The sequence below is a fragment of the Aeromonas allosaccharophila genome, from assembly GCF_000819685.1.
GTDB classification, from domain to species: domain Bacteria; phylum Pseudomonadota; class Gammaproteobacteria; order Enterobacterales; family Aeromonadaceae; genus Aeromonas; species Aeromonas allosaccharophila.
The window spans coordinates 14,478-37,694 of the sequence record NZ_CDBR01000014.1 but is presented as its reverse complement, the minus strand read 5'-3'; the positions used below and the strand labels follow the sequence as shown (position 1 = coordinate 37,694).

The 23,217-nt window shown below is 46.6% G+C and carries 14 protein-coding genes and 1 pseudogene; 5 read left to right on the top strand and 10 right to left on the bottom strand.

The window, feature by feature from the left end:
- Positions 1-378: 378 nt before the first annotated feature.
- The 5 genes and pseudogenes from BN1115_RS03060 to umuD form a co-directional block, all read right to left on the bottom strand.
- Entirely contained in the window at positions 379-678 is a 300-nt protein-coding gene (locus BN1115_RS03060) for a cyclic-phosphate processing receiver domain-containing protein (RefSeq protein ID WP_042656020.1), read from the bottom strand.
- On the bottom strand, positions 675-1,460 hold the full coding sequence (locus BN1115_RS03055) for an SIR2 family NAD-dependent protein deacylase (RefSeq protein ID WP_050070481.1): 786 nt from the start codon (positions 1,458-1,460) through the stop codon (positions 675-677). Before BN1115_RS03055 ends, BN1115_RS03060 begins: the two co-directional genes overlap by 4 nt.
- Before the next feature lie 129 nt (positions 1,461-1,589).
- Entirely contained in the window at positions 1,590-2,075 is a 486-nt protein-coding gene (locus BN1115_RS03050) for a hypothetical protein (protein ID WP_040096561.1), read from the bottom strand.
- Positions 2,076-2,248: 173 nt separating this feature from the next.
- Positions 2,249-2,551 (bottom strand): annotated as a pseudogene (locus BN1115_RS03045) (Y-family DNA polymerase); the annotation flags it as partial.
- A 3-nt stretch (positions 2,552-2,554) separates the two neighbouring features.
- The gene (gene umuD / locus BN1115_RS03040; RefSeq protein ID WP_042656019.1) at positions 2,555-2,977 is read right to left on the bottom strand and encodes a translesion error-prone DNA polymerase V autoproteolytic subunit; all 423 of its coding nucleotides are present in this window, start codon (positions 2,975-2,977) and stop codon (positions 2,555-2,557) included.
- 105 nt (positions 2,978-3,082) lie between these two features.
- Here umuD and vapB point away from each other — a divergent pair, with 105 nt between their 5' ends.
- The 4 genes from vapB to BN1115_RS03015 all read left to right on the top strand — a co-directional run bounded on the left by vapB (position 3,083) and on the right by BN1115_RS03015 (position 12,619).
- On the top strand, positions 3,083-3,337 hold the full coding sequence (vapB, locus tag BN1115_RS22510; protein WP_341833827.1) for a type II toxin-antitoxin system VapB family antitoxin: 255 nt from the start codon (positions 3,083-3,085) through the stop codon (positions 3,335-3,337).
- An 809-nt stretch (positions 3,338-4,146) separates the two neighbouring features.
- The gene (locus BN1115_RS03025; RefSeq protein WP_042656017.1) at positions 4,147-5,505 is read left to right on the top strand and encodes a VapE domain-containing protein; all 1,359 of its coding nucleotides are present in this window, start codon (positions 4,147-4,149) and stop codon (positions 5,503-5,505) included.
- 777 nt (positions 5,506-6,282) lie between these two features.
- On the top strand, positions 6,283-10,509 hold the full coding sequence (locus BN1115_RS03020) for a DEAD/DEAH box helicase family protein (protein WP_156135264.1): 4,227 nt from the start codon (positions 6,283-6,285) through the stop codon (positions 10,507-10,509).
- Positions 10,502-12,619: a hypothetical protein gene (locus BN1115_RS03015; protein WP_042656015.1), complete on the top strand. Its 2,118-nt coding sequence runs from the start codon at positions 10,502-10,504 to the stop codon at positions 12,617-12,619. The genes BN1115_RS03020 and BN1115_RS03015 overlap by 8 nt, the downstream gene beginning before the upstream one ends.
- Positions 12,620-13,161: 542 nt before the next feature.
- Here the strand turns inward: BN1115_RS03015 and BN1115_RS03010 are convergent.
- The 5 genes from BN1115_RS03010 to blaCAR form a co-directional block, all read right to left on the bottom strand.
- The gene (locus tag BN1115_RS03010) at positions 13,162-15,375 is read right to left on the bottom strand and encodes a DEAD/DEAH box helicase (RefSeq protein ID WP_042656014.1); all 2,214 of its coding nucleotides are present in this window, start codon (positions 15,373-15,375) and stop codon (positions 13,162-13,164) included.
- Complete coding sequence (locus BN1115_RS03005; RefSeq protein WP_042656013.1) at positions 15,350-16,645, bottom strand: ATP-binding protein; 1,296 nt, start codon at positions 16,643-16,645, stop codon at positions 15,350-15,352. The genes BN1115_RS03010 and BN1115_RS03005 overlap by 26 nt, the downstream gene beginning before the upstream one ends.
- Entirely contained in the window at positions 16,638-19,394 is a 2,757-nt protein-coding gene (locus BN1115_RS03000) for a tellurite resistance TerB family protein (protein WP_082034785.1), read from the bottom strand. Before BN1115_RS03000 ends, BN1115_RS03005 begins: the two co-directional genes overlap by 8 nt.
- 439 nt (positions 19,395-19,833) lie before the next feature.
- Positions 19,834-20,970 carry a Fic family protein gene (locus tag BN1115_RS02995; RefSeq protein ID WP_042656022.1) on the bottom strand — a complete coding sequence of 379 codons (1,137 nt, stop codon included), beginning with the start codon at positions 20,968-20,970 and terminating at the stop codon, positions 19,834-19,836.
- A gap of 213 nt (positions 20,971-21,183) precedes the next feature.
- Positions 21,184-22,197 carry a CAR family subclass B3 metallo-beta-lactamase gene (gene blaCAR / locus BN1115_RS02990; RefSeq protein WP_201902264.1) on the bottom strand — a complete coding sequence of 338 codons (1,014 nt, stop codon included), beginning with the start codon at positions 22,195-22,197 and terminating at the stop codon, positions 21,184-21,186.
- Between the two features lie 115 nt (positions 22,198-22,312).
- On the opposite strand from blaCAR, the gene BN1115_RS02985 reads away from it, so the two are divergent.
- The gene (locus tag BN1115_RS02985; protein ID WP_042656021.1) at positions 22,313-23,206 is read left to right on the top strand and encodes a LysR family transcriptional regulator; all 894 of its coding nucleotides are present in this window, start codon (positions 22,313-22,315) and stop codon (positions 23,204-23,206) included.
- Positions 23,207-23,217 lie beyond the last annotated feature (11 nt).

The following is a 23,217-nucleotide window of genomic DNA, read 5'->3' as shown; positions in this document are numbered from 1 at the left end:
CATGATCTTGCCCTGGGTCCCACCCCATATCATTCTTTAAGTTATCATATTTGTTTTGGATGAACGCAAACAGACTCTTTTTACACAAGAAGTTGATATCCGTACTCATACATTGTCCATTACATCGTCAAAGTGGAAGTTAGATTGTCATTCTGAATTAAATAAAAGTCAACAAGATCGCGTTTCTGTCATTTATTTTTAAAAGGAAAATCTCATTACTCGTACTTGTCGATTTTAGAAGCCTTTTTATTTTTCAGGGGATGAGGATTAACAGTTGAGAAATCATTGAAAATATCACACCCCCCCAAAGAACCAGAGGGTTTTATACAGAGTGACATGATTTACTATCTCTGGAGTTTAGTCACAGCCTTGGACTTGTCATGTTGACTTCGCTAAAAAGTTATTTATGGCCACAACCCCCAGTTCCATTTTTCTTCGTGCGGAGACATTTGCTGAGTGAATATGAATTTGGGGAGGGGTGAAGTTATTTGTCATTACCTCATTTTCTATCCAGAGAATAACGTCGTAGCCGGTTCCTCTATCATCATCACCTAGGTCATGGTCAAGACTAATTTCAGTCACCATCTCTGTTTTTAGCCATGCAATTGCCTCGTCCGGCCAAAATACGCGAACCCACCCTACCGGAGTTTTTCTTTCATCATCCAGATATAATTTCATGCCATTCTCTCCAGGTTCAGTTCCAATACTTGAGCAATCCCGCGACTGGCCCCATCAACAATCAGCTCACCGGGAAACGGTAGTCTGGATGACAAACCAAGATCGGGATCGATGTAGTAGACACATGCGCCAGGGTTGATGTTTTGTAACAGAGAGCTCGCAGGCTCAACAAGCAAACTGGTGCCGACAACTACTACGGTATCAGCCTCGCAGAGCCAGCGACGAGCTTGTTGATATTCATAAATCTTTTCACCAAACAGCACGATATCTGGACGCAATTGTGAGCCAGTGGATGGGCTGCGATCACCGACCTTCACATCTTCATGCCAAGGCTGGCGATATTTTTTGCTACGGAAACCGATGGGGACCAAAAACTGGATTGAACCATGCAGATGAAGGACATCACGGCTACCAGCTCTCTCATGTAAGTCATCAATATTTTGGGTTATGACCCTAACAGTACATTTCTGTTGTAGCAGGGCTATCAGATAATGCGCTTGTGAGGGGGCGGCTTCTAACATGGTTTGACGCCGTTTGTTGTGAAAGTCCAAGAAGCCAGCCAGATCCGTACTCATGCTACTAGCGTGGGAATAGCGCCAGTTCTTATGATTACGCCAAATACCTTCACTTCTAAACGTGGGCACACCGCTTTCCGCTGACAAACCCGCCCCGGTAAAGAAGAGGATTGTGGGATGGTAGTGTTGGCCCGTTATCGCGGCTTGTACTTTTTTTTCTCTATGACGGCGCTGATGTCTTCGAGCACGGGAAGCTATTGGTTGCATACGACCACCTTTCGTTATGGCACGACCAGTCCACCCGATTGATTTGTTTCTGAACCAGGGCGGTTGGGGTCACACCTCATTGCTATGTTTCTGCTCACCTCATCGAGGTAAGAATGAGGGGAGCGGCAGTTACCAGTTGAGATCAAACAAGCTGCGACTAATGGATGTAATTGCACTAGCAGACCTGGCACTTTGTTTACTGATGGGCTCGCTATGCATGAAAAACCAGTAGCGGTACTCCTGAGCAAAATGGTCACTTGCCTGCAAAACCGGTTCCCGGTAATCGCGTCTTATGCGCTCCGTTATGACCCGCTGTTCATCCAGATGCAGATCTTTGAGGCCAAAGCCATGTTGTCGGACACACCAGTCGACAACACACAAAGCGGTTAACTGGTTGTATCGCCTAAACGGTCGGATTGAACTAATCAGATAAAACAGTTCAGCCCCTCTGGCAAAGATACAGGGATAGGCCTCCTCCCGGATTTGGTTTTGCTGCACGCGCATGATGGTCCAGTCCAAGATTTGAACCATACCCTGGGTGGTCATGGAGGGGGGTTGATCAATGGCACGACTGACGAAACGATGGATTTGCAGGACTTTTCTTGTGGAAATCATGGTTGCTTACTCACACATTATTTAGCGCAAAGCACACTCGTGTAAGGAAGGTTTAGAAGCCTTTACTCAGCAAAAATTTAGGAAGTGGACATTGGAAGGCGAGCCTGTAAATCCAATTGTGTAACCGCCCACGAATATGTAACTTTTTCAAAAGGATACCTTCGTGGGTACCTGTACATCTCGACAGTTGGCACCATGCCTTCCAGCGTGGTCATTACGCGCTGTGACATATCACCATAGAGGGCGTAGTTGCTCGAGAACCAAACACCGCCTACGGCCTCGAAGAACTGACGGATCTGGAAGTAGGGAACACCCATCTTGATGCCAAGCGCCTTGGCTTCTGCCGAGCGAGCCACAACGCAGCCGTCGTTGTTCGATAGCACCACGATCGGGCGCCCCTTGAGGTCTGGCCTAAACAGGCGCTCGCAGGACGCATAGAAGTTGTTCACATCGACGAGGGCAATGGCGTTGGGCATGGTTTACCCCAGTTTGGTCTTGTGGAGCACATAGGTTACGACGCCAAAAATTTCTAGTTCCTGCCCGTCCAATAGATGGATGGGCTGGAAATCCGGATTGGCGGGTAGCAGGGCAGGGAACGGGCGTTCTTGCAGCTGTTTGACAGTGAATTCTCCATCAAGGCAGGCTAGAACGATAGCGCCGTGGCGGGCCTTGAGCGCCCTATCTACGATCAAAAGATCCCCGTCATTGATACCCTTTTCCACCATGCTGTGGCCACTGGCCCTGACATAGTAGGTTGCTGCGGGATGCTCAATACAGATCTGGTTCAGATCTATGGTTTGCTCAATATAGTCCTGTGCTGGGCTAGGAAAGCCGCAAATCACAGGGGACAGAAAAAGCGGCAGCTCTAGAGCGTCCGGGGTTGGATGTGGGATGGCGAACATGGTGGCTTACCGGTTACTGTTTTTATATACAGTATGGCCGTATTGCATAACGTGTGCATCCGGTGTCAGTTGACATACCGGGCCCATTAGTTATGTTCGGTTCACATGGTATCTGGCTTCATAGGACGCGTGATGGAATCAACAGTTTTTAAATGTGGTCGTGGCCAGGGGGTTTACCTGCCCGAGGCAGTGGCCCTGCCAGATGAGGTCACGCATGTTGAGATCGTCGTGGTTGGTCGTACTCGCATTATCACACCTGTAGGTGAGTCCTGGGATAGGTGGTTTGATGAGCCCTGTATGAGAACTGACTTCATGGCTGAACGTGAGCAGCCAACCGCCCAGGAGCGAGAGAAACTCTGAGGTCCAGCAGGGTAACGGAGTTGCGTAGCTGAGAGGGATTGTTTTTATATATATAGATAAAGCGCTTCCCTCTCACCTGAAAAGTGAATAGCTATGGCCATCATTCTCGCGTAGCGAGGATTGTTCATAGATCTGTCGGTGCTCGCACCCCAGGCAGGATAGCTCAGTAGCCATTTTTTCTAGGTTGCACCACTGGTCGTGGTGCATGTGATCCAGTTCTGTATCTACAATGCTGGCGATTGGTCTCTCCTCTGTAGTGGTTTCAGCCGCTGCAATTTTGGACAGTATGCGACATGCCGAGAACTGCTCTAGCTGTGCGGCCATAACTACTGCGACATTCGGAAATTTATCGATAACCTGGCAGTTTAAATAGCCATGTTTCGTCACTGGGAATTAGTGTTTATATATATTTGCTGTAATTCCAGGTGCAATTATTAGGCTTGATAAATAAGTTTCACAAAATGTCAATTTATTTTTTTTGTCCTATTGATCTTTGATGGAAATAGTCATATCTTCATCGGCACATAGACAGGTTGGCCTATGTAGATATAACGTGTTCTACTGGTTTTGTTGAAATGTTATCTCTGAATCTCTGTGCACTATACTCATATGGTCGTTACAAGTGACATTGTACACGAAGCACAGTTTAAGCATGTCTGGTCTCATTGGAATAAACTAAAAGTAAAGCATCTTTTGATATTTCACGCGTGATTTATAACAGGCTAATTTTGGTTATAATTAAAATGAAATCCAAGTGGTAATGCATAGCATATATAAAAATCAGGCCTATGAGGCCGAGGATAATAACAATGAAGCAAAGCAATGAAACAATATTTGAGTGTGAACTCTTGACGTACGACCAGCAAGATCAGAAAAATAATGAGCAGCAGGACAAAAATGTAGTTTTCGCGAAAGTCATGGACAACAGCAAGCAATTGACGTTGCCGGACCTTTTGCCAAATAGCCGACCGATGAGGACCAGCCGTAATCTGCATGCTATTATTTTACACAAAAACTGGATCCCGCGTTTCAACCAGATGACGGCTGAACCAGAGGTCGCTAATTCTGATAATCAGCGCCTAGGTCTCTCTGATGCAGGTCAGCGATCTGCGCTGGTTGATGCCTGCCAGCATGCACATCTGTCAGACAGGGCAATTGATGATCATTTGACAGCGATTTGTGAACAGCATAGTTATCATCCTGTACGTAGTTGGCTGGAGGACGGGATGCCGTGGGATGGTCAATTACGAGTGGATAAGGTGATAGCCACCCTAGGTGCGGTCAACCCAGGTTATGCCGCTCAGGTAATAAATCCATGGTTGATTGGATGTGTTGCTGCATTATATGAACCCAATTGGATATCAAAATTGGTTCCGGTCCTCGCGGGTGGCCAATCATTCAAAAAATCTGCATGGATACGCCATATTGCCACTGTGGTACCTGGGTCAACACTGGATTGCTCCATCAATCCCGATGTGCCTGATGATGTGAGACGCGCAGTTTCCGCGTGGGTGGTAGAATTGGCCGAACTTGAGAGTACTACCAGGCATGAGGCTGGCAGCCTGAAAGCGTTTTTAACGAGAGATCATGACCGTTTTCGAGTGCCGTATGGGCGTAATTTCACTGTTAAGCGGCGTCAAACTAGTTTTATTGGCACGGTTAACGGCACTGGTTTCCTGAAAGATGCTACTGGGAGTTCGCGGTTTGCGGTGATCGAGTTGGCGTCACCAGCAAATATGGATGTTCTGAATGAAATTCTTGGTTGGAGTTGGGATGAGGGGCGAGTGCGTCACACCGAACCCGAGAAATTACGTCAGTTTTGGTTGGAGGTAAAGGCAAAATATGATGATGGGGGCTCTTGGTATCTGGATGAAACGACAGTCATTCAAGCAGCGTCTGTAAACGATGCTCACACTGATAAGGGGGCTTGGTACGATATTATTTGCCATCATTATCTGTCAGGGAAATATAATGATACTAAATGGGTTGTTGCGAGTGAATTGTGCAAGCTACATGGAGAGAAGGTCAATATGGCAACATCTTGTGGTAAGGCACTCAGGATGCTTGCGAGCGAGGGGAAAATAAAGAGCAAAAAAGGCCGATCTAATCAAACTCTATACTGTTTGCCAGTGATTGGAACAAATAGGATAGATAAAGTAATAAAGTAATAAAGTAATAAAGTAATAAAGTAATAAAGTAATAAAGTAATAAAGTAATAAAGTAATAAAGTAAAAAAACACCCGCCACTGAGGCGGGTGTTTTTATCAAAAGATGCGACTAATGGTTAATGTATTATATTCTGGTTAAGTGAGCATTATGATGTTGCTAACCATCCGTAAGCCACATTATTACTGATTGAGTGATAGTTATGGTTAGGTGGTTAAGTAATTTCAATGAAAATAATATTGTGAGGTATGGATGAGTATAATTCAACGTTGTCAATATACTTATCGCTTTATAGCGAACCTACTTAACCATCTAACCATTAGCTAAAATAAGCCTACGAATATGGTTCCTTAGGTTGGTTGGGTAGTATAAATAATGATTAACCAATAGCTTGACCAAGTATTTTTAATTGCCGTTATTCAACGGCAAACGATCCACAGTCACACTGGAGGTATATTCAGGTTAACATGAACAGTAACTTCAAACTAGGACAGCATTTCTGACGATAAATAACTTTGCGAGAAGATTTTACGCCGATCGTCTTTGAGCTGCGCTTGTGCGTTTCGAAGAGAAGCTGGGCGCAATCATAGGATACATGGTTAAGTTCCCCCGATAGATTAGCGGTGTTGAGCCATCCGTGTTTACAGATATATCTTGCTTGTAAGGTCTTCAGCCCCTTTGAACTACATTACCTGATTCACAAAAAATGATCATTGGAACTCATTTGGGTTTCCTTTGGAGTAGGATATAGTCAGCTTTTGTACCTGAGGTTGGATGCTATGGGATACGAAGATAAGGAGTCTAGGCCAGAATTTCCGGTGTTTGATGCCTTTGAAGCTGCTTTGGTGCGATGTATTCGCACCGGCCGACCAATCATCAAGTGGATCCATGAACCAACAGGTAGCGGTAAAACCTATTCCGCAGCCAAATTCGCCATAGACACAGTCATCGCATCCAATCCAGCAATTCCTATCTACATCGCACCAATCAAACGCCTGGTTGAAGATTTCGAGAAAGCTATCTCTGATGAGATGAAGAAAAGAGAGATCGTTGATATCCCAATCTATCGATTGTATGCGCGAAGCGATTTTGCGAACGACGAGGCTGCTCTGGATGATGTCCTACCATTCTGTAGAGATGCTAGGCAGGTACTTGATGGGAGCAATCCGATTGAAGAGGCGTTTCCTTCTGAGGTGGTAGATAGCTCCAGCAAATCTCGTAAGGGGAAGCTCCCTGGGGATTGGATCAAACAGGTTGAGAATTCTGTATATCAATACCAGCGATGTCGAGAATGGGTAAAAATTAGCCCTTTAGACACAGTTCTTTCCGAGCAAATGTCAGATGCGTTAAACCGGATATGGGCAGGGCTGACGTCCTTATGTTCTGAGATTATTCGGCGTGAGGTGTTGGTTAATTACAGATGTGGTTATATTAATAGACCTGCACTGAGAGTGATTTTGCATAAACTCATGCCTGTTAATTTATTTGTTCACAGGCCAGGAATTATCATTTCAACAGCAAGTAAATTTGTATCTCAAGCAAGAGAAGTTCAAAAGAAAATAAATAAGTTAGGTGGTGTGAAAGCTGTTTATCGTACCTATGATAGCTTTTTTGAGTGGGTGGCGTCTCGTGATGAACGATTTTGTCTCCTAGTTGATGAAGAAGAGGAGGTATACTCTTACATTTTTAATTCTCAGAAAAAAGAGTTAACGAATCGAGACGTTGATTTACATCGAGTAGTATATGCATTTTTCCATCACTTCGATCTTGGTAGCTTCGCCAATTATGCCGATACTGAAGGTGAGTATTTTGCCAGAAACCTTTTCGATTCTACCAGTCAGATTGTTGCTCAGCTGATAGACATAAAAATAGCAATGGAGGTTGGTAGTACAATATACGAGAAGATTGATTCCCTAGAAAAAATATCAAGCCTGTCAACGTTTAATAGATCGCAACTTAGAGTCTTGGTTGATGACTTTTTTGGTAAAAGCGATTTTCAGAATGAATTTAAAAATCTTAAACAAAAGTTACATATTCTCGAAAAAATAAAGAGATTTATTGTTGATGTGCATAGACCATGGCCATTAACAGAAACTGCTGAAACACCTTTTGATGTCTATCGGCGTTTACAAAGAGTTTTTCAGGACAAGAAACAAATTCTTGCGGGACGGCAAGTCATTAAGGAGCTAAGGACAGATCTCGAATATCTATTCTTCAATGAACAGCTAGAGTTATTTGACCATGCTGTACTTGAAAAAGTTCGCGTAGTGCCATCCATAGCTCATCGAAATCTTGAACTAGTAACTGTTGATACTCTTAAACAGGAATCGATATCAAAGCAGAAAGAGAGCTTTTCGCTTGGTGAGCTCCTTCGCTTCATCATGATGATGACCCGAATCCTATTGAATACACCAATTCCCGTTCAGGATGACAATAAATTTTCGAGAATCAGCGATGACCAGTGGAAGGTTTTATTTAGATATCGCCAGAAAATTGGTCACTGGGGTATTAGTCGAGATCACTTTCTAGAAGACTCTGTAACTGCCGATGATCCATTTTTATCTGAGGCTTTGGTTTTTCAGCAAAGTAAGTTTGCTCTGAGTCTTGTAGAAGACTTTGGGCGTAAAAATGAATACTCTACCGACCTTAGAATTATCTCCATAGCTGCGACAGTACTTCGTAAGACCCCTGAAAATTTATTACTTACTTTCCTTAGAACAAACGCTCCCGATAAAAATAGTATAATGCCTACCGGTAATCTGGTTTATCTAATGTCAGCAACAGGTGGAATGCAAGGCTGTTGGGGGGGATATAACTTGCCATACTTATCCCATCGATTGGGCTTGGCTGAGTCGGTATTGGAGAACGCTACAGAAAATGAAGTTCAATTCATGAAAGACTTCAGGCGTTATCGTACTTCAAAGCGGAAAATTCATGTGAGTGACTTTGATGCTGAGCGAGCTAGCTTGATAACTGGGATAAAACCAGGCTTTCTTTATAGCCGACTGGAGAAAGAGTTTCTGGATGAGTTTAATGCACGTAGCACAGATGGTCATGCCGAGAACAATCCACATAAATGTAACGAGATCCGTTATCTAACTGCGCTCCTATCTAGGCTTATATGTGGTCAGGAGCGGTCAGCAATGGTTTTTACGCAAACTGTTGAGAAGTTAAAGGGGATCCTGAACCGGATGGCTGCACGAGGTATTGGAGTTGAGGCATCAGGACAAACCAAGGGGCTTTATACCTTTGATCCACAAGTCTTTGGTGTTGCTTGTGATCCCATTCGCATCATCGCATATACTGCAAGTTTCGGTAAGGATACCCCTAAATTAATTAATAATGAGATTCTTATATTAGATGAAGCAGATGAAGCTGATGAAGATGTTGATGAGTCTCTGCTATCAACTCTTTTGGATGAAACTGGACACAAGATTTTTTTTGCGAGCAGTTTCCGCTCTGCTGCGCGAGGACTGAATTTGACGTTGAAGCACTCCGGTTTCGACAGAGCATCAGTTCAGGGTTGCAATCGGAAGGACTTTGACATCCTAATGGTTGCAATGTCTCCATATTATGATGGCTTATACCGAGCACCGGATGATGCCGCGACGTTGACTGAGCGCCTTCAGGCTATGTTGCAACACTTGTATCTTAATAATACCTTGGGAATGTACCGCTATCGTGATCTGCCCCAAGCCATTGCGGATGGTCGTGAAGAGGCGTTTCATCCGGAGTATTATCGGAAAATTGGGCGAGAGCTCATTCAAACGATTGGTAGGGTAGAACGTGTCGAGGGTATGCCTACAGTTCAGAAAATACTCCTTAATAAGGAAGTTGTACAAGAGTTGGTCCAGTTTTACAAAATGGAACCTCACTTTGCGACACGTCTCTCTGCCGGAAACTATGCTGTATTTCAACATATTGAAGCGGTCAAGCAAAGAACAGCCATGTTCCATACAGAGCACGATTGGACGTGTTATATAAAACATGAAATACAAAGTGGTGATTCATTTCTTGCCGCAAGTGCTTCGCTTTACCGCGGGTTTCGCAATAGCGAAAAGCGTGAGGTATGGGAAAAGATCAGAAATCCCATGATGTTTACTGATCCAATAGGATACTTGCATTCACTCGATCGTGGACCTGCCAGTATGCCGGCCGAAAGATGGATATCTTTTATTGGTTATGCATTTATCTCCAGAAAGAAAAGTGATCTATATCTAGTTTCAGCTAGCAAAGCTGTGGTTGCTATCTCTAATGCTGATGAGGCATTAGGAGAGGATGTTATTGACGCCGTCAATGGTAGATTGAGCTCATTGCCCATCATTACTGATTTGTATCACACCGATGGTCGAAGATATAAGCCAGAAGAGCAGCTGGTTCCAGCAGGTTTACGCAGTTCCCCTGATTTTATGGCGGCACTTCAAAAGACAGTGATTAATCTTGATTCGCTATTTGTTGATTGGGTTCCAAGACCACAATTCTTCATGGACTATGCGAAGGGTTACTTCGCTGAGTTAGTTTTTATCAACCTGATTTCGAGCCGTCCTTGGATCAAGACCATAGATGCAGCAAATCATCCAAGCGCTGGGGAAATTTTTGAGCGATTTGATGTGTTCATAGAAGGGAGGATGCAGATTTTGGCTATCGACTTAAAAAATTGGGGACGGCGTACAGATCGACTTGTGGGGCGCAGACTACGAGACGCCGCTGCTAACAAAACTCTGATAGTTGAGAAGTCTTTGCAGATCCCGATAAAAGCACAGAGGATTGCTATCCGTGGGGCCAAAATCGTTGAACGGAAATTGGGTTCTAAAACAGTATTGCCTATCTACCTCAACTTATGTGGTGCCAGATCTAGTGGTCAGGAAACATTGGATGGCAAAATCGTACGTTTTTTCAACCTATTTGTCGCTGAACGTGATAGCGATGGCTGGACTAGATATGTCCTGAACCAAGACTTCATGACCTTAATTGACTCTATCTATAGGGATGATGCCAATGTTTGAACCGATTATGCCCGGAGCCAAGGCTCGAGCCTTGACGAATTTCATTGCACTAGAGGATTCTCCAGAACAAGCAGCACAGAAGATGCTTGGTTACCTTTCGACTCAACAGATACCATGGTGTCCTAGCGTTGTAACGCTAGATAACTTTCAAAAGAAGAATCCAGCACTGCTAATTAATAATTTAAAGAGAGAGATAGCTGCTAGCATTGGAAATGGCATTCGTGCAGAGTCAATACCTTTTTTTCAGAGTAAAAAGAACAAGCAATGGCACTACTACTATCTCCATCCTGGACATACAAATAGGATGGTAACTGATTCTCAGAATATAGATGCAGATGTTACTCTCCGACTCGGTATGATTGCTGCCCTGCTGGGTGAGATAGAGTTTGGGGCTCGTAAGCCACATGCTTTTATGATTGGTCCTTATATCTACGTCGGAGCGCGTTGCTTTTCGACTAAGAAGGGCGTTTCAATTATTGAGGCCTTCCGTCTTGATTTGGCTTTTTTACATGGACAACTTCAGGTCCTGCTAGTTGCTCAAGCGTTTAAGAACGAAGATAGTGCTGTCATATCTGGTGACTTAACCTCGCCAGGGGAAGAGGATTTGGGGCTGACACTTTCACTTATACAGGCTGAGCGATTAAAAAAATTGGATGGTCGTAAGAACAAGTTACCGGACATTACTTTCAACGATAAGGATATTCGTCGCTCAAGAATGTATCTCTTTAATCGCCTCACTGAGTTTTTCAGCGATATATTCACCAAGGCTGGAATATTGCATTCTAGGGTGGTATTTGAACCTACACATGTCACTTCGGAACCTCACCTAAAGCTTGACGCTATCAGGAAGGTATCGCGTGAACTGACGATCATCAACAATACTGATACTCAACTCTCGCAAACAGATCAATCGAATATCATAGAGGCTCTTTCTTTAGATAATGTGCAGTTTGATGCATTCAAGTTTTACAATGATGGCCGAACAGCAGACTCTGCGGCCTGGGTGGAAGAGTTGAGTACGCAAGATGCTTGGCTTGTACTCAATAAGGCCAGTAATGACGACAATGACAGTAGTATCCGGGTCGAGGAGGACTCACTCAAGCGTCCGTGGGATGCCTATCATGCACTATCCAACCAAATGGCATCAAAAGAAGATGTCGATGCTTACACATGGGCTAAGTTTTCAAAACTGTACAGACGAGGTGGTGGGTCCGCAGCGGTCAATATTCCGGTCATGCAGGGGATAGACATCACGGCCGGGAATGCTATAGACATCGCTGGCAAGAAAGATGCCTTACGCAGATGTGCTGTCGAGCTTGCAATAAAACACTGTTTTGCTATCGGTTCCATCCCGCTTTCGCCTCTTACTCCAGAAGGAAAATATACTCTGGTATTTATAGACAAAGTTTTTCTTCAAGAAAGCGGGGAGTTTCGAAAGCCACTGGAATATCTCGCATCTGCGAGGGTCATTGTTACTGATGGGCAGTTGAGCATTGTAGACAGTGATTTTTACCCCGAAGTCGGGTTAGAGCAGAAAGAAACGTTGCGACGACGATTCCCATTCATCAAAAACTTTCAGGGGGATAGCATGTATGTCATCGACGAGTCGTCGGGCCGCTACTTGCGACGATTCTCTGGAAGCTTCATTCCCAAGATTATCCTTAACAGTCGCTATCAATCTATAGATACTGCTCTTGCAACTATCGCTGATGAAGGTGGTTTACTCAAGGGGTACTATAGTCGCTCCCGAGATAGTGCATTGCTTCCTTTTTATTTAACACCTGCTGAAAAGGTTGCAGAGAATGTCAGATGGCGAGACACTTCATTTATTGAAGATAATGGGATATTTATTCGCTACTTTGTGCCCCCACAGCTTGCTGTACAATCTGCTTTTGGCTTCTCAAATTTGCATGACTTGATGGTGTTTGCACCAATAAAAACAGGAAATAGTGGCCTGGTTCAGTACTCTGTGGTTGAAGCTGACTTGCTTGATGAGCCACTGATACGTCTTTATCTTTCGACACTAACAACTGGCATCCTGCGCCTCAGGGAGAACAGCAAGTCATCGCTGTTGGAAAAGGTTGCTAGCTTGGCTGGCATGGATACCTAAAGGTATGGGGAGATGATGAGTGGCCTTGGTTTGCAGATCTTGGCCACTTTTTGTTCTCTTGCAACAAAGCATTACCATCTCCTTTGTCCTGCATACAATCTAAGCGGTGTCAGGCAACTATGATGGGTATTAATGTCCATACAAGTCCTAGCACTTATTTAATGAGCCAACCTGAGTATTTCTCCACCCAACATCGGGAAGTGATTTCATGTGCTGCTGCGTATGACTGAGTTGCTAACCAGAAAGAGATTGATTATATAAACAACAGCTCTCTGGCTTTAAGGGGAAGGAGTGGCCAAATAATTCTCGCAAAGCGAGGAAAGACCATATTGTTATAGATTTATTCTGTCAGCTAAATAACTGATCCTAATAGTGCTACATCTTGCCGGCAGACTTGTGGCGTAAGGGATTTTTGCAATCTGACGGCAACACCTGAAGTGACAAGGCTCAGCGACGATGTGTGCTCCATGTCACCTGTAGAAGCGGTACGAGTACCGTGATCTACTATTCGGAAAAACTATTTAGCCAGTTCAGTAGCAAACTTATTTTCCATGCATGAGTATGACCTTCTTACAGATTCCTAATGCACCTTCCAGATCTAACCTAAGTGAGGAGAATGATTTACGCAAAAGCCTATCAGGAAGTGCCCAATCCCACTTTTCTCTATTTAAGTTTTGGACTCCGTTTAGTAGATTTGTCGATAGTATATGTGAGTCATTAATGCTGGCCATAATATTCAGCATTTTTTCTTTGGTACAATTAATTAAGATGTAAATGCCTTCATTAACAGCATCAATATCATTTTTTTGCATCAACAGAACAAACGCATCATGCGCAATATCACTGGACCATGGGAATAGCTGCACGGCATTACTGCCCACTTCAATCAATGTGGTCGAGTCAAGTTCATAGCGTTTAAAGTTTTCTCTCGCTTCGGCCAGTAGTTCTTGTGCTTTGGCATCAAGAAATGGAACATCAAAGCCACCAGCAAGCACATTGCGCATTTCTCCTCTGACTCTTTCGTGTACAGAGGCCAAGCAGTTATCGAAGACAGGAGGAGTCCCACCTTTTGAGGGGGCCACCAGTATAAATTTCTTTTTTTCATTGACTTGGAGAACTTGCCAGCGGCGACCGGCAAAAATGATCTTCTGGCCTGTAATCAGAGGTCTGCTTATCGGGATCAACCCAACCTGAGTAGAGGCGCAGATAAGTCGGTATTCCTCATCACTGACAAATGATGCGTAGAATTCGTGATTGTTAACGAGTTTTTCGCCTACTTCACCGTGCAGCAGCAAACCTGATGAGTCCTGTTGTATCAATTTCAAGCTGCCCATCTGCTTGAGAAGCCCAATAAAGTCATCAGATGTGAATCCTTCAAAAGGCGCACCAGGGGAGAGTAGACTATGCCAAAGGTCTCTGGCCATGATGCCGCCGCGCTCACTGATAACAGAAAGGATCTGTTGAACTAGAGTTGAGGCGTGCAAGCCACCAGCAAGGGGAGGCTCAAACCAACCACCGATCAGTAGCCTGACCATGGCGATAGTTTGGATCAGGTCCTCACGTAGTGAATCTGAGATACTTGTATTGGGGGAGAGTTCGCGCTCGATGATGTAGCCGCGAAGGATTGCGGATTCTCCCTTACGGCGTCCGGACCTACCAAGACGTTGCCGCAATGAAGACACCGCAGGTGGTCGACCGATTTGGCAAATACTTTTAACGGAGCCAATGTCGATCCCGAGCTCCAACGTACTGGTGCAAATAGCTGTCGCTGGCACATCACCCGACTTCAAAGCCTGTTCAGTTTCTTCACGATATGTTTTCGACAAACTGCCGTGGTGCGCCCAGAACTGGTTTGGGACCTTATCTTGTTCGCAAAGGCGACGTAAACGGTCTGTGTACTTTTCAACGTTCGATCTGGAGTTGGGAAATACCAGGTTGTTTGACCCGCGGAGTGCACGATACAAGTCGTTACTGATGACTACATAGGGAGAAGTCGGGTCGTCTTCATCTCGTTCTTCGTCTGGTTCCGTTTTACCTTCGATACAGCCTTTGATGAGGACCTTTAGCTCCTGGCCACCATCCTTTGACTCGATGAGCTGGACGCTATCAGGTAGGGAAGGGCGCAAGAATTTTGCCGCGAGCGACATATCCCCGAGAGTAGCAGAGAGCCCAACGCGGGGGACCTGACGACCGATGGCCAGCTCAACACGATGCATCAGGGATTGGATCTGTTTTCCTCGCTCAAAGCCGATGAAGGCATGCAGCTCATCAATCACGATGTACTTGATGTTGGCCATCATCCCAGGGATGGATGACCCCCGATTCACAAAGAGGGCCTCCAGGGATTCAGGGGTGATCAACAACACCCCGTTGGGGCTCCTCAAGAATTTCTGCTTCTTGCTATAGGCGATATCACCATGCCAGCCAGTAACGGGGATCTCTAATGAGTCACAGAGCTCGTTGAGCCGTCCCCATTGATCATTGATCAGTGCTTTGAGAGGACTGATGTATAGAACCGTAGCGGGCTCGGGGCTGTTCAGTAGCACCGTGAATATCGGCAAGAAGGCCGCTTCAGTTTTACCCGCAGCGGTGGCAGCAGCGATGATCACGTCTGTATCTGCCCCCAATAAGGCCGGTATCGCCCGCTCTTGCGCATCACGAAGAGAGGTCCACCCCTTTTGCCACACCCAGCGCCGGATCCGCTCATCCAGCCGTTCAAAATGTCGGGAGTCAGAGCTGGAACGAGGTGAATTCATCATCGGACTCCACTGCCAATTCTAACTCCGCTCCCTGATCAGATTTGATGTCAGTAAAGCCAATGAGCTCTTTCCAGTTTGCATCAGGGTTCTGCTCCAGGACGGCCAGCAGGTTCACAAAGGCGGTGATCGTCGTTCTGGGGGTTCTGAAATAGCTTTCCCCCAACCGGCTCTCACAATGGGCCATAAATGCCGGTAACGCTTCGTCTGGCAATGTGTAACGGGTTTCATCACCACAGGCATAGACATGCCGCAACTTCTCAAGGAGAACGTAGAAATCCTCAGGGGTCAGGCTTGAGAGGCGCAGTACTGGCCCTGAGTAATCCACCAGCCCATCCTGAGCAAAGCTGTTCTCGGCCAAACGGGATTGCAGGGCTGAATAGCTGAAGAGGCCGCGTCTGGTGTCCATCAAAAACTCGGGAGTGCCGCCAAGGATGAACCCGAGCCCGACCGACGTCCCTTGCAAGGAATCATTGAGGATCCGCAGGATTTGTTCGTAGTTGGAGTTGCGAGCCTGGGTGTTGGCAAGCTTATAGAGGTTCACCATCTCATCAAGGCATACCAGCAAGCCTGAATAGCCTGCCAGCTGAACGAAACGGGCCATCAGCTTGAGCTGATCATACATGGTGGCATCATCAACGATGGTCCGGACACCCAGCGCCATGCGGGCATCGGTCTTGGTTGAGAATTCGCCCCGAAGCCATCTGATGGCGTCATGCCTCAGCTGGTCATTGCCATCTTCGAACCCTTTGCAGTAGGCGGCGATCACCTCGGCAAAGTCATAGCCATTAACCATCTCGGCGAGATCTTCCAGCTTCTTCCGGATGACAGCTTCAGGTTGTGAGCCATTCGCCTTGGCTTCATTTTTCGCCTGAGCGATGAACTTCTCCACTACACCAGCAAGTGCACCGCCATCAGGTTTCGTGCGGGTGGACATATTCTTGGCGAGTTCAGAATAGAGGGACCGCGCTTGGCCGCCGCTGGCATGCAGTCGGCGATCGGGATTGAGATCGGCGTGAACGGTAACAAGCTGCTTCTCAAGCGCGATTGCTCGCACAAGGTTGAGAAGGAAGGTTTTACCGGCACCATACTCCCCGATAACGATCCTGAATGATGAACCTGTATCGGCAACGCGATGGATGTCAGCCATGAAGGCGTCAATTTCGTTTTTGCGGCCAACCTGGATGAGATGCTGACCCACCTTGGGCACGACACCCGCTCTTAAGGATTGGATTACGGCGTCGCGCTCTTTTGGCCTGATTTTACTCATGAGGAATTTGCTCCAGAAGGTCGGTGTTCAATTCAAAGGGGTCATCACCATCGATCAGCATTTCATCAAAGTGATCGAGCATGACTTCGTTAATTTGTTCAAGTGCGCCATCGAGCATCAGGCCCATGGTGCTGGCAAGTACAGACAAATCATCACGAGCCCATTCCGGACGGGTAAGCAGAGCCCTGAGGAATTGGCTTAGATCATCATCAAGGCCAAACAGAGAATGGGTATCCCCAAGGGTTGTCGGCTCGACCGTTTGACCTGATGACACTTCGGTCTTGGCCTGTTGTGGCTGGTGGATATCATCATGTTCACCATCATTCTCTGTAAACACTGATGCGAGCATTGCAGTGACTTGTGAGGTCTCTTGTTTGAGCTGTGCCACCCGAGCCATATCCAAACTGGAGGCACTGCCAGTAGCCTTGGTCACGCAGCTAGATTTGCTCGTTGATACGATCCTGGCCTCATTTGAATGGAGGTCTGAGTAGACCTGTTTCACATCCAAAGAGATCAGCTTATACAGCTGTTCCAGTACCTTCACCTTGGCTGGGGTGATCGAGTTGTCAGCTTTCACAAAGGCGACGAGCAGCTTGCCGACTAAAGCCTTTTGTTCACCATCCAAGGCATCGATGGCTTTCTTTACGATCGACAGGGTAGGAGGAGCCTGAGTGCCCAGTAGCGCTTTTGCGATCAGTCGAACTGATTGAGAGTGGGTCAGGAAGGTCATTGAACCGATCTGTTCCTTGAGGAAAGCGATCGTGACTTCCGATTTATCTTCGTCGGTATTCAGGACAACACAGGCCAGATCTACAAATGCGGACACAGTATCCACACTGCTCTGATTTTTGTTCAGCGTTTCTTGCGGATTTATCGGATAGATAACAACCGGTTCGTCTCCCTTCGGGCGCTTATTGCTTCCCTCTGGGTGAGGCTCGATGCTCATATGGTAGTGAGCCAAGATGTTAGCCAAACCTTCATACTGCGCTTTATTGAGGCCTCCCGTGCTGTTGATGTTGATACGAGCTGCAAGGTCAGACCAAGGCAGAAGCATGGCATCAACACCAACAAACTCTTCCAGGGTCACGAACGGTTGTTTCATGGCTGTTGGCCAATACTGATATGGCAGATGAAGCAAAGCTTCCAAGGTGTTTTCTGCCCCAACATTTCTCCCTAGATACCGGCTATATGGCTCAAGCAAGGAGGTGCAAAGGTCAACAACCTTACTCAGCTTTTTGATGTATGGCTGCGAGAAGGAGACATCAGATAGATTGGTGACGCAGCGCTCAATGAATTGGCTGACGGCATAAGAAGACGGCGCATAGGAAACCTCGACACGGGATTTGAGCTCTTTCAGTTTGATGCCATCGCCATACTCCCGTTTATAGGTGTCGATGAACATAGCCTTGAAGATATCAAAGCAGCGCTGCGCGGGGGTCCGTAAGGAAATTGTTGGGGTACAGGTCGCCCAGAGCAAAGCCCAATCGGCAGGAACCGGCTTGCCGTCTCTAACCAGTTGCCCGAGGCAGATTTTCAGCGAAATAGGGACGTGGTAGCTGAGCGGATCGGCCTCTTGTGCGGGGAAAAGGTAATATTCCTTGCTGATGTTCTTCGCCATCCCATATTCGAGAAAATTGGTGGCATATCTTGTGAAAGAGGGGTGCGCCGAATAGATGGTCACCAATCTGGCTATTTCGGCAAGAATAAATGGCATCTCTCTTTTGGCTAGCTCGTCTCTTTTGGCATCAATAAAATACCGGCGCTCAAGGCCATAGAAAAAGATGAAAACAAACCCAATTGCGACGTCGGGGTCTTTGCGCCCATTCGCAATCCATTGCAAATATCTTTTCTTGGCGTCGGCAGTGAGATTTTTATAGCTCGGATAATATCCATGCAGAGGAAGATCTGAGGGCGCATCTTTGATGGTAACAAGGGCTTGTGGATCGATAAGTGATGGCTCTTCAAAGAGGCCTCCATCCAGCCTGGTGTTGCCGACATAAAACATACCGCCGCTAATTTTGAGACCAGCAAGAGTGATCTCTTCACCTGGGGACATCCAGCGGCCAACCATGCAGGGCCCCGCAGGCATTAGCTCAGAAGAGGTGAAGAGTACGTTTTGCTCAGAAGGCACAACGGATGGGCTGCGTTCTCCGAATGAAAAAGATATGCTGAACTCGGGCGCGGGTAGTTCCGTATCGTTATCTGTCAGGGACAAAACAGTAAAAACATCGTCATCAAAATCAAGGGAGGCTGGTGGCGCATCAATAGCTGGATCTGGCTTTGTCTTGGCAAAAGAGTTTGCATCCAAGGTCGTGGGCTCAAAAGGGGTTGATACTCCAGAAATCATGAGGTCAGAGGCCGATACCTTGATCAGATCTTCAGTGTTTGGACTCGGTTGTTGGTGTGGTAACGCCTCTGGTTGCATCTTTGTATCCGCGTTGGCTATAGCTTTCGAATGACTGGGGGCATGTGATGGCGTGAAAGCTGCCCTCGGCGGCTCTCGATGCACTGGTGAAGTGTGCTTAGTTGGATGAGGTGTGGCTGTAACTGTTGGTTTTTCTGGTTTGTCGGTGGTTTTTTTGTAACGGTATGTGAAAAAAAGAAATAAAACGCAGAATGCACCCACCCAAAATTGCCAAGGAACCGCTTTAATAGCTTCAATTATCTTGATAGTAATAAAGATGACGATGGCAAGTATAATTAGATAAAAATCTCCAAGTTTCTTTGATGTCCGCCTTTTCCTTGCCATTTATTCTCTCCAAACAGTAATGCTTCAGCTAAGTAAAATCACTAAATTAAATAGCTACCTTAAAGTGTGATGTGCCTAATGATAAAGTTCACGTATACACGAGTAAAGGTTCTATCACCTGAAGATGTTCACTCTGTGAGGATAGATTAGTGATTTCTTACGGGACCCTTAGGATAGCTTGAACAGCAAAATGAGAAGTATTTTCATCATATGCTCGAGTGATCTTGCAAAATATAGCGAACTCTGCTTGCTCTTTCGGTGTGATGAATAAAGATGCGGGGCGTTCTTGCCCAAATCGATGCTTCGGGATGGAACTAACTGAGAAGGCGAGAATCCGATCGGCACTCCCCCCCTACAAGTTAGCATTCATGGACAAGGTGCAAGTGTCTGGCTCTATGGGGCAAATCCAGTAATCACCCACCTCATATTATAAATTGGCTTACTTTTCAGGTGTCAATTTGAGCCGATATCGTGTGTTTCTGCCTCCACCAGGCTCTTTTTCTAGGCAGTTTTTTTCCAGTAGATCAGTAAGATGGCGCGTGGCTGTAGATTTGCTCACCTGAGCAATAATTTGATACTGACTGGCACTAATGCTCTGCAAACAGCGATCATCATCACTGCCTATCAAATAGTTCAGGATCATTACCTGTTCAGGGCACAATTGGTCATTAGCGTGTTGCTGCCAGAAACGTTGCCGGGCCAGAGTTTGGGTGCATGATTGTTGTGCCTGTTCCAGCGTGACGTTGAGTGTGTCCAAAAACCAAACCAGCCACTCTGTGACATCCAAGCCTCCTCTCTGAGTCTGCTCCAGAGCGCGATAGTAATCAGCTCGACGCTCAAAAATCACTGTCGAAATTGCATACAGACTGATGCTCTGGTTGTCGGCCTGAGAGAGTGCAAGATCGGTGAGGGCTCGGGCAATCCGTCCGTTACCGTCATCAAACGGATGTAACGTGACAAACCAGAGATGGCAGATAGCGGCTCGCAGTAATGGATCTAGGCAGGGATCATCGAAACTGGTATTGAACCAGTCGACAAATGTCGCCAATGCCTCCTCCAGCCCCTCTCGTGGTGGTGCCTCGAAATGCACGGTCAGTCGATCTCGTGCTCTGGATATCACCTGCATCGGCTCATCACCACGCAGTTGGCCAACGCGTATATGATGCGATCTCCGGTCATCTGCGGGAAAAAGCCAGCGATGCCATTGCAGCAGGCGTTCAAGCGTCAACTGCTCATCGCTGTTAATTGCATCCACAATCATCGCGGTCAGTCCCTCGGATCTAACTGAGGTAGGGTAGGGGGACTGCTCCACTATCCCGAGGCGACATGCCAGAGATGCACGCAACGACTGCGTGTTCAGTTTCTGATTCTCGATAGCTGAGGACGCGACGACATTGGCCAGCAGCGTATCTAGGGCATGTGTCTGATGCGCCAGTGTTGTGTTGTGAACTGATAAGTGAAGGCCCTGGAGCAACCCCAGATTACGGTGCGCTTGGCGTTGCCGTGGCAGTAACTGCTTATCTTGCCAGCAAAAATGTGGCCAGTCCTCGTGTTGCCAAATCCAGTCTGCTGCCATCGATAACCTCGTTGATTCTGTGTCGCGGGCAAGCAGTGCAATGCCAAAAATGAGCCGAATTGACACCCCATTCGGCTCGTATTGTGAGTCGATAATAGCCCTCATTCGGCTCATTCCACAATCCGCATTATGAATGACGGGGAGTTGAACTGATTAGAAAGTGGTGTTACCTATATAATCCTGTTCACTGACCTGTGAATCGCCCATAGGCTCTTAATTGTTCGGCGTCTGCTTGCTCGCTCGTTCCTGTTCGACCGCAAGTCTCTCTACAGCTCCGGCACGAAGAGTGTTTAATTGCTTGTTCAGACCAGCTGAATCAACCAGCGGATGTGGCTGACCAGGCTTACGTGTTTTCAGCAGCTCTTTAGCTTCGGTGAGGCCGGTGCTGAAGGGATGCATAGTCAGATGCACCTCAATCGGATTTTGCGAAGCATTAACCATAGCCTTGATGCGATCTACGCTGTTGATGTAAGCCTCGACCTGTGTGATCCCATCAATCGCATTTAATCCCAATCCTCCTATCGTGATAGCACGATGGATTTTATCGCCGTCTTTTACATCCACTGCATACGAGGTGGTCCCCCAAGTATGGCCAGGCGTTGCGTAGGCGTAGAACTTGGTATCTCCCACGGTAATCACGTCGCCATCTTTAACAATAATGTCAGCAGCAGCAGGCATCGCCCATGCTTCCGGTGTGCCTTGCGATTTTTGAGCGTCAGCTTGAGCTTCGCGCCAGCCTTCTGCCGTCATAACAAATTTTGCATTGGTCAGCGCCTTTATTTTGGATACGCCACCGACATGATCGAAGTGACCATGGGTTAGCAACACTAGTTTGATGTCGGCTGGATTAACCCCTATCTTTTTGATGTTTTCAATCAGCTGGTCGGTATACATCCCATACAGCGTATCAATCAGGACCGGACCATCGCTGGTCTTGATCAACCAGGCTGAAACCCAGCAAATGCCAACGTTATAGACATTATCGAATGCCTGATACGGCTCAATGATTTGTTCCTGCGGCTCGTTGAGCCAGCGTCCAAGTTCCGGTGGCATCTTACCGGTACGACCGAACTCGTTGAAAAGTTGGTCAATCGTCGTTGACGGACAACCGGTTAGCGAGGGCGAAACAGTACTGTGCATCGAAGCCACCAGTGGCGGTGTTTCAGCGTGAGCCGTGCTTCCTAAGATGAGTAAAGAGGCGACGATGACGGCTAAAAGTTTATTCAAGGTGATCATTCCTTTGTGAATACAGTATGAAATGAATTATGGTTGCGAAATTCGGACAAATAAACACCAGGATGTGCATTACAAGGTTGCACATTCCGAACATTATAGGTGGTTTATGGATCGCTTCTTTGCAATGCGGGTATTTGTGGATGTCGTCGATTTAGGTAGCCTCACTGCTGCGGCAAACAAGTTGGATATATCGCGGGCGATGGCCACGCGCTATATCGCCTCTCTGGAGAAATCGCTTGGGATTCGTTTGCTGCATCGCTCTAGTCGAAGTCTGGGGCTAACCAGTGCCGGTAACGACATTCTGCCGTACTGTCGTCAGGTTCTGTTACTGACCGATGAGATTGACTCCGTAGTGATGAGCAAGAATGCGGAACCGCATGGTTTGATCCGCGTTGCTAGCAGCATTTCTTTTGGTCAATCTTATCTGGCTGGGGCCATGTCACGATATGCGGCACAATACCCCAAAACCTCAGTCGAAATGGTGTTAGCTGATCGTGCGGTCAATCTGATTGAAGAACGAATTGATCTGGCCATCCAAGTTGGCAATGAGTTGGCGCCGGGGGTGATTGCGCGGCTGTTGGCTTGTTGTCCCTCGGTTGTCTGTGCCGCGCCCAGCTACTTGGCGCGTAAAGGTATACCACTTAAGCCAATCGATCTGATTAAGCACAATTGTTTGAACCATACGCGCCTCGGCAACATTTGGCGTTTCGGCACTCCTTCGGACTCTTTAGAGAGTCATGAGTTTGAGGAGGTATCGGTATCCGGTAACTTTGCGGCGAATGATACTATGGTGCTGCTGCATGCGGCACTGGCAGGGGAGGGAATAGCCCATTTGCCGGCATTTACCACTACTGCTCACATTAGCGCAGGTGCATTGGTGCATTTGCTTCCAGGTTACAGCATGCCTGAACTTGGAATTTATGCGCTGTATGCTTCGCGCAAGCATTTGCCTGTGACAACACGTACCCTTGTGGATTTCTTGACTGATGATATGAGTTAATCTGTCACTCG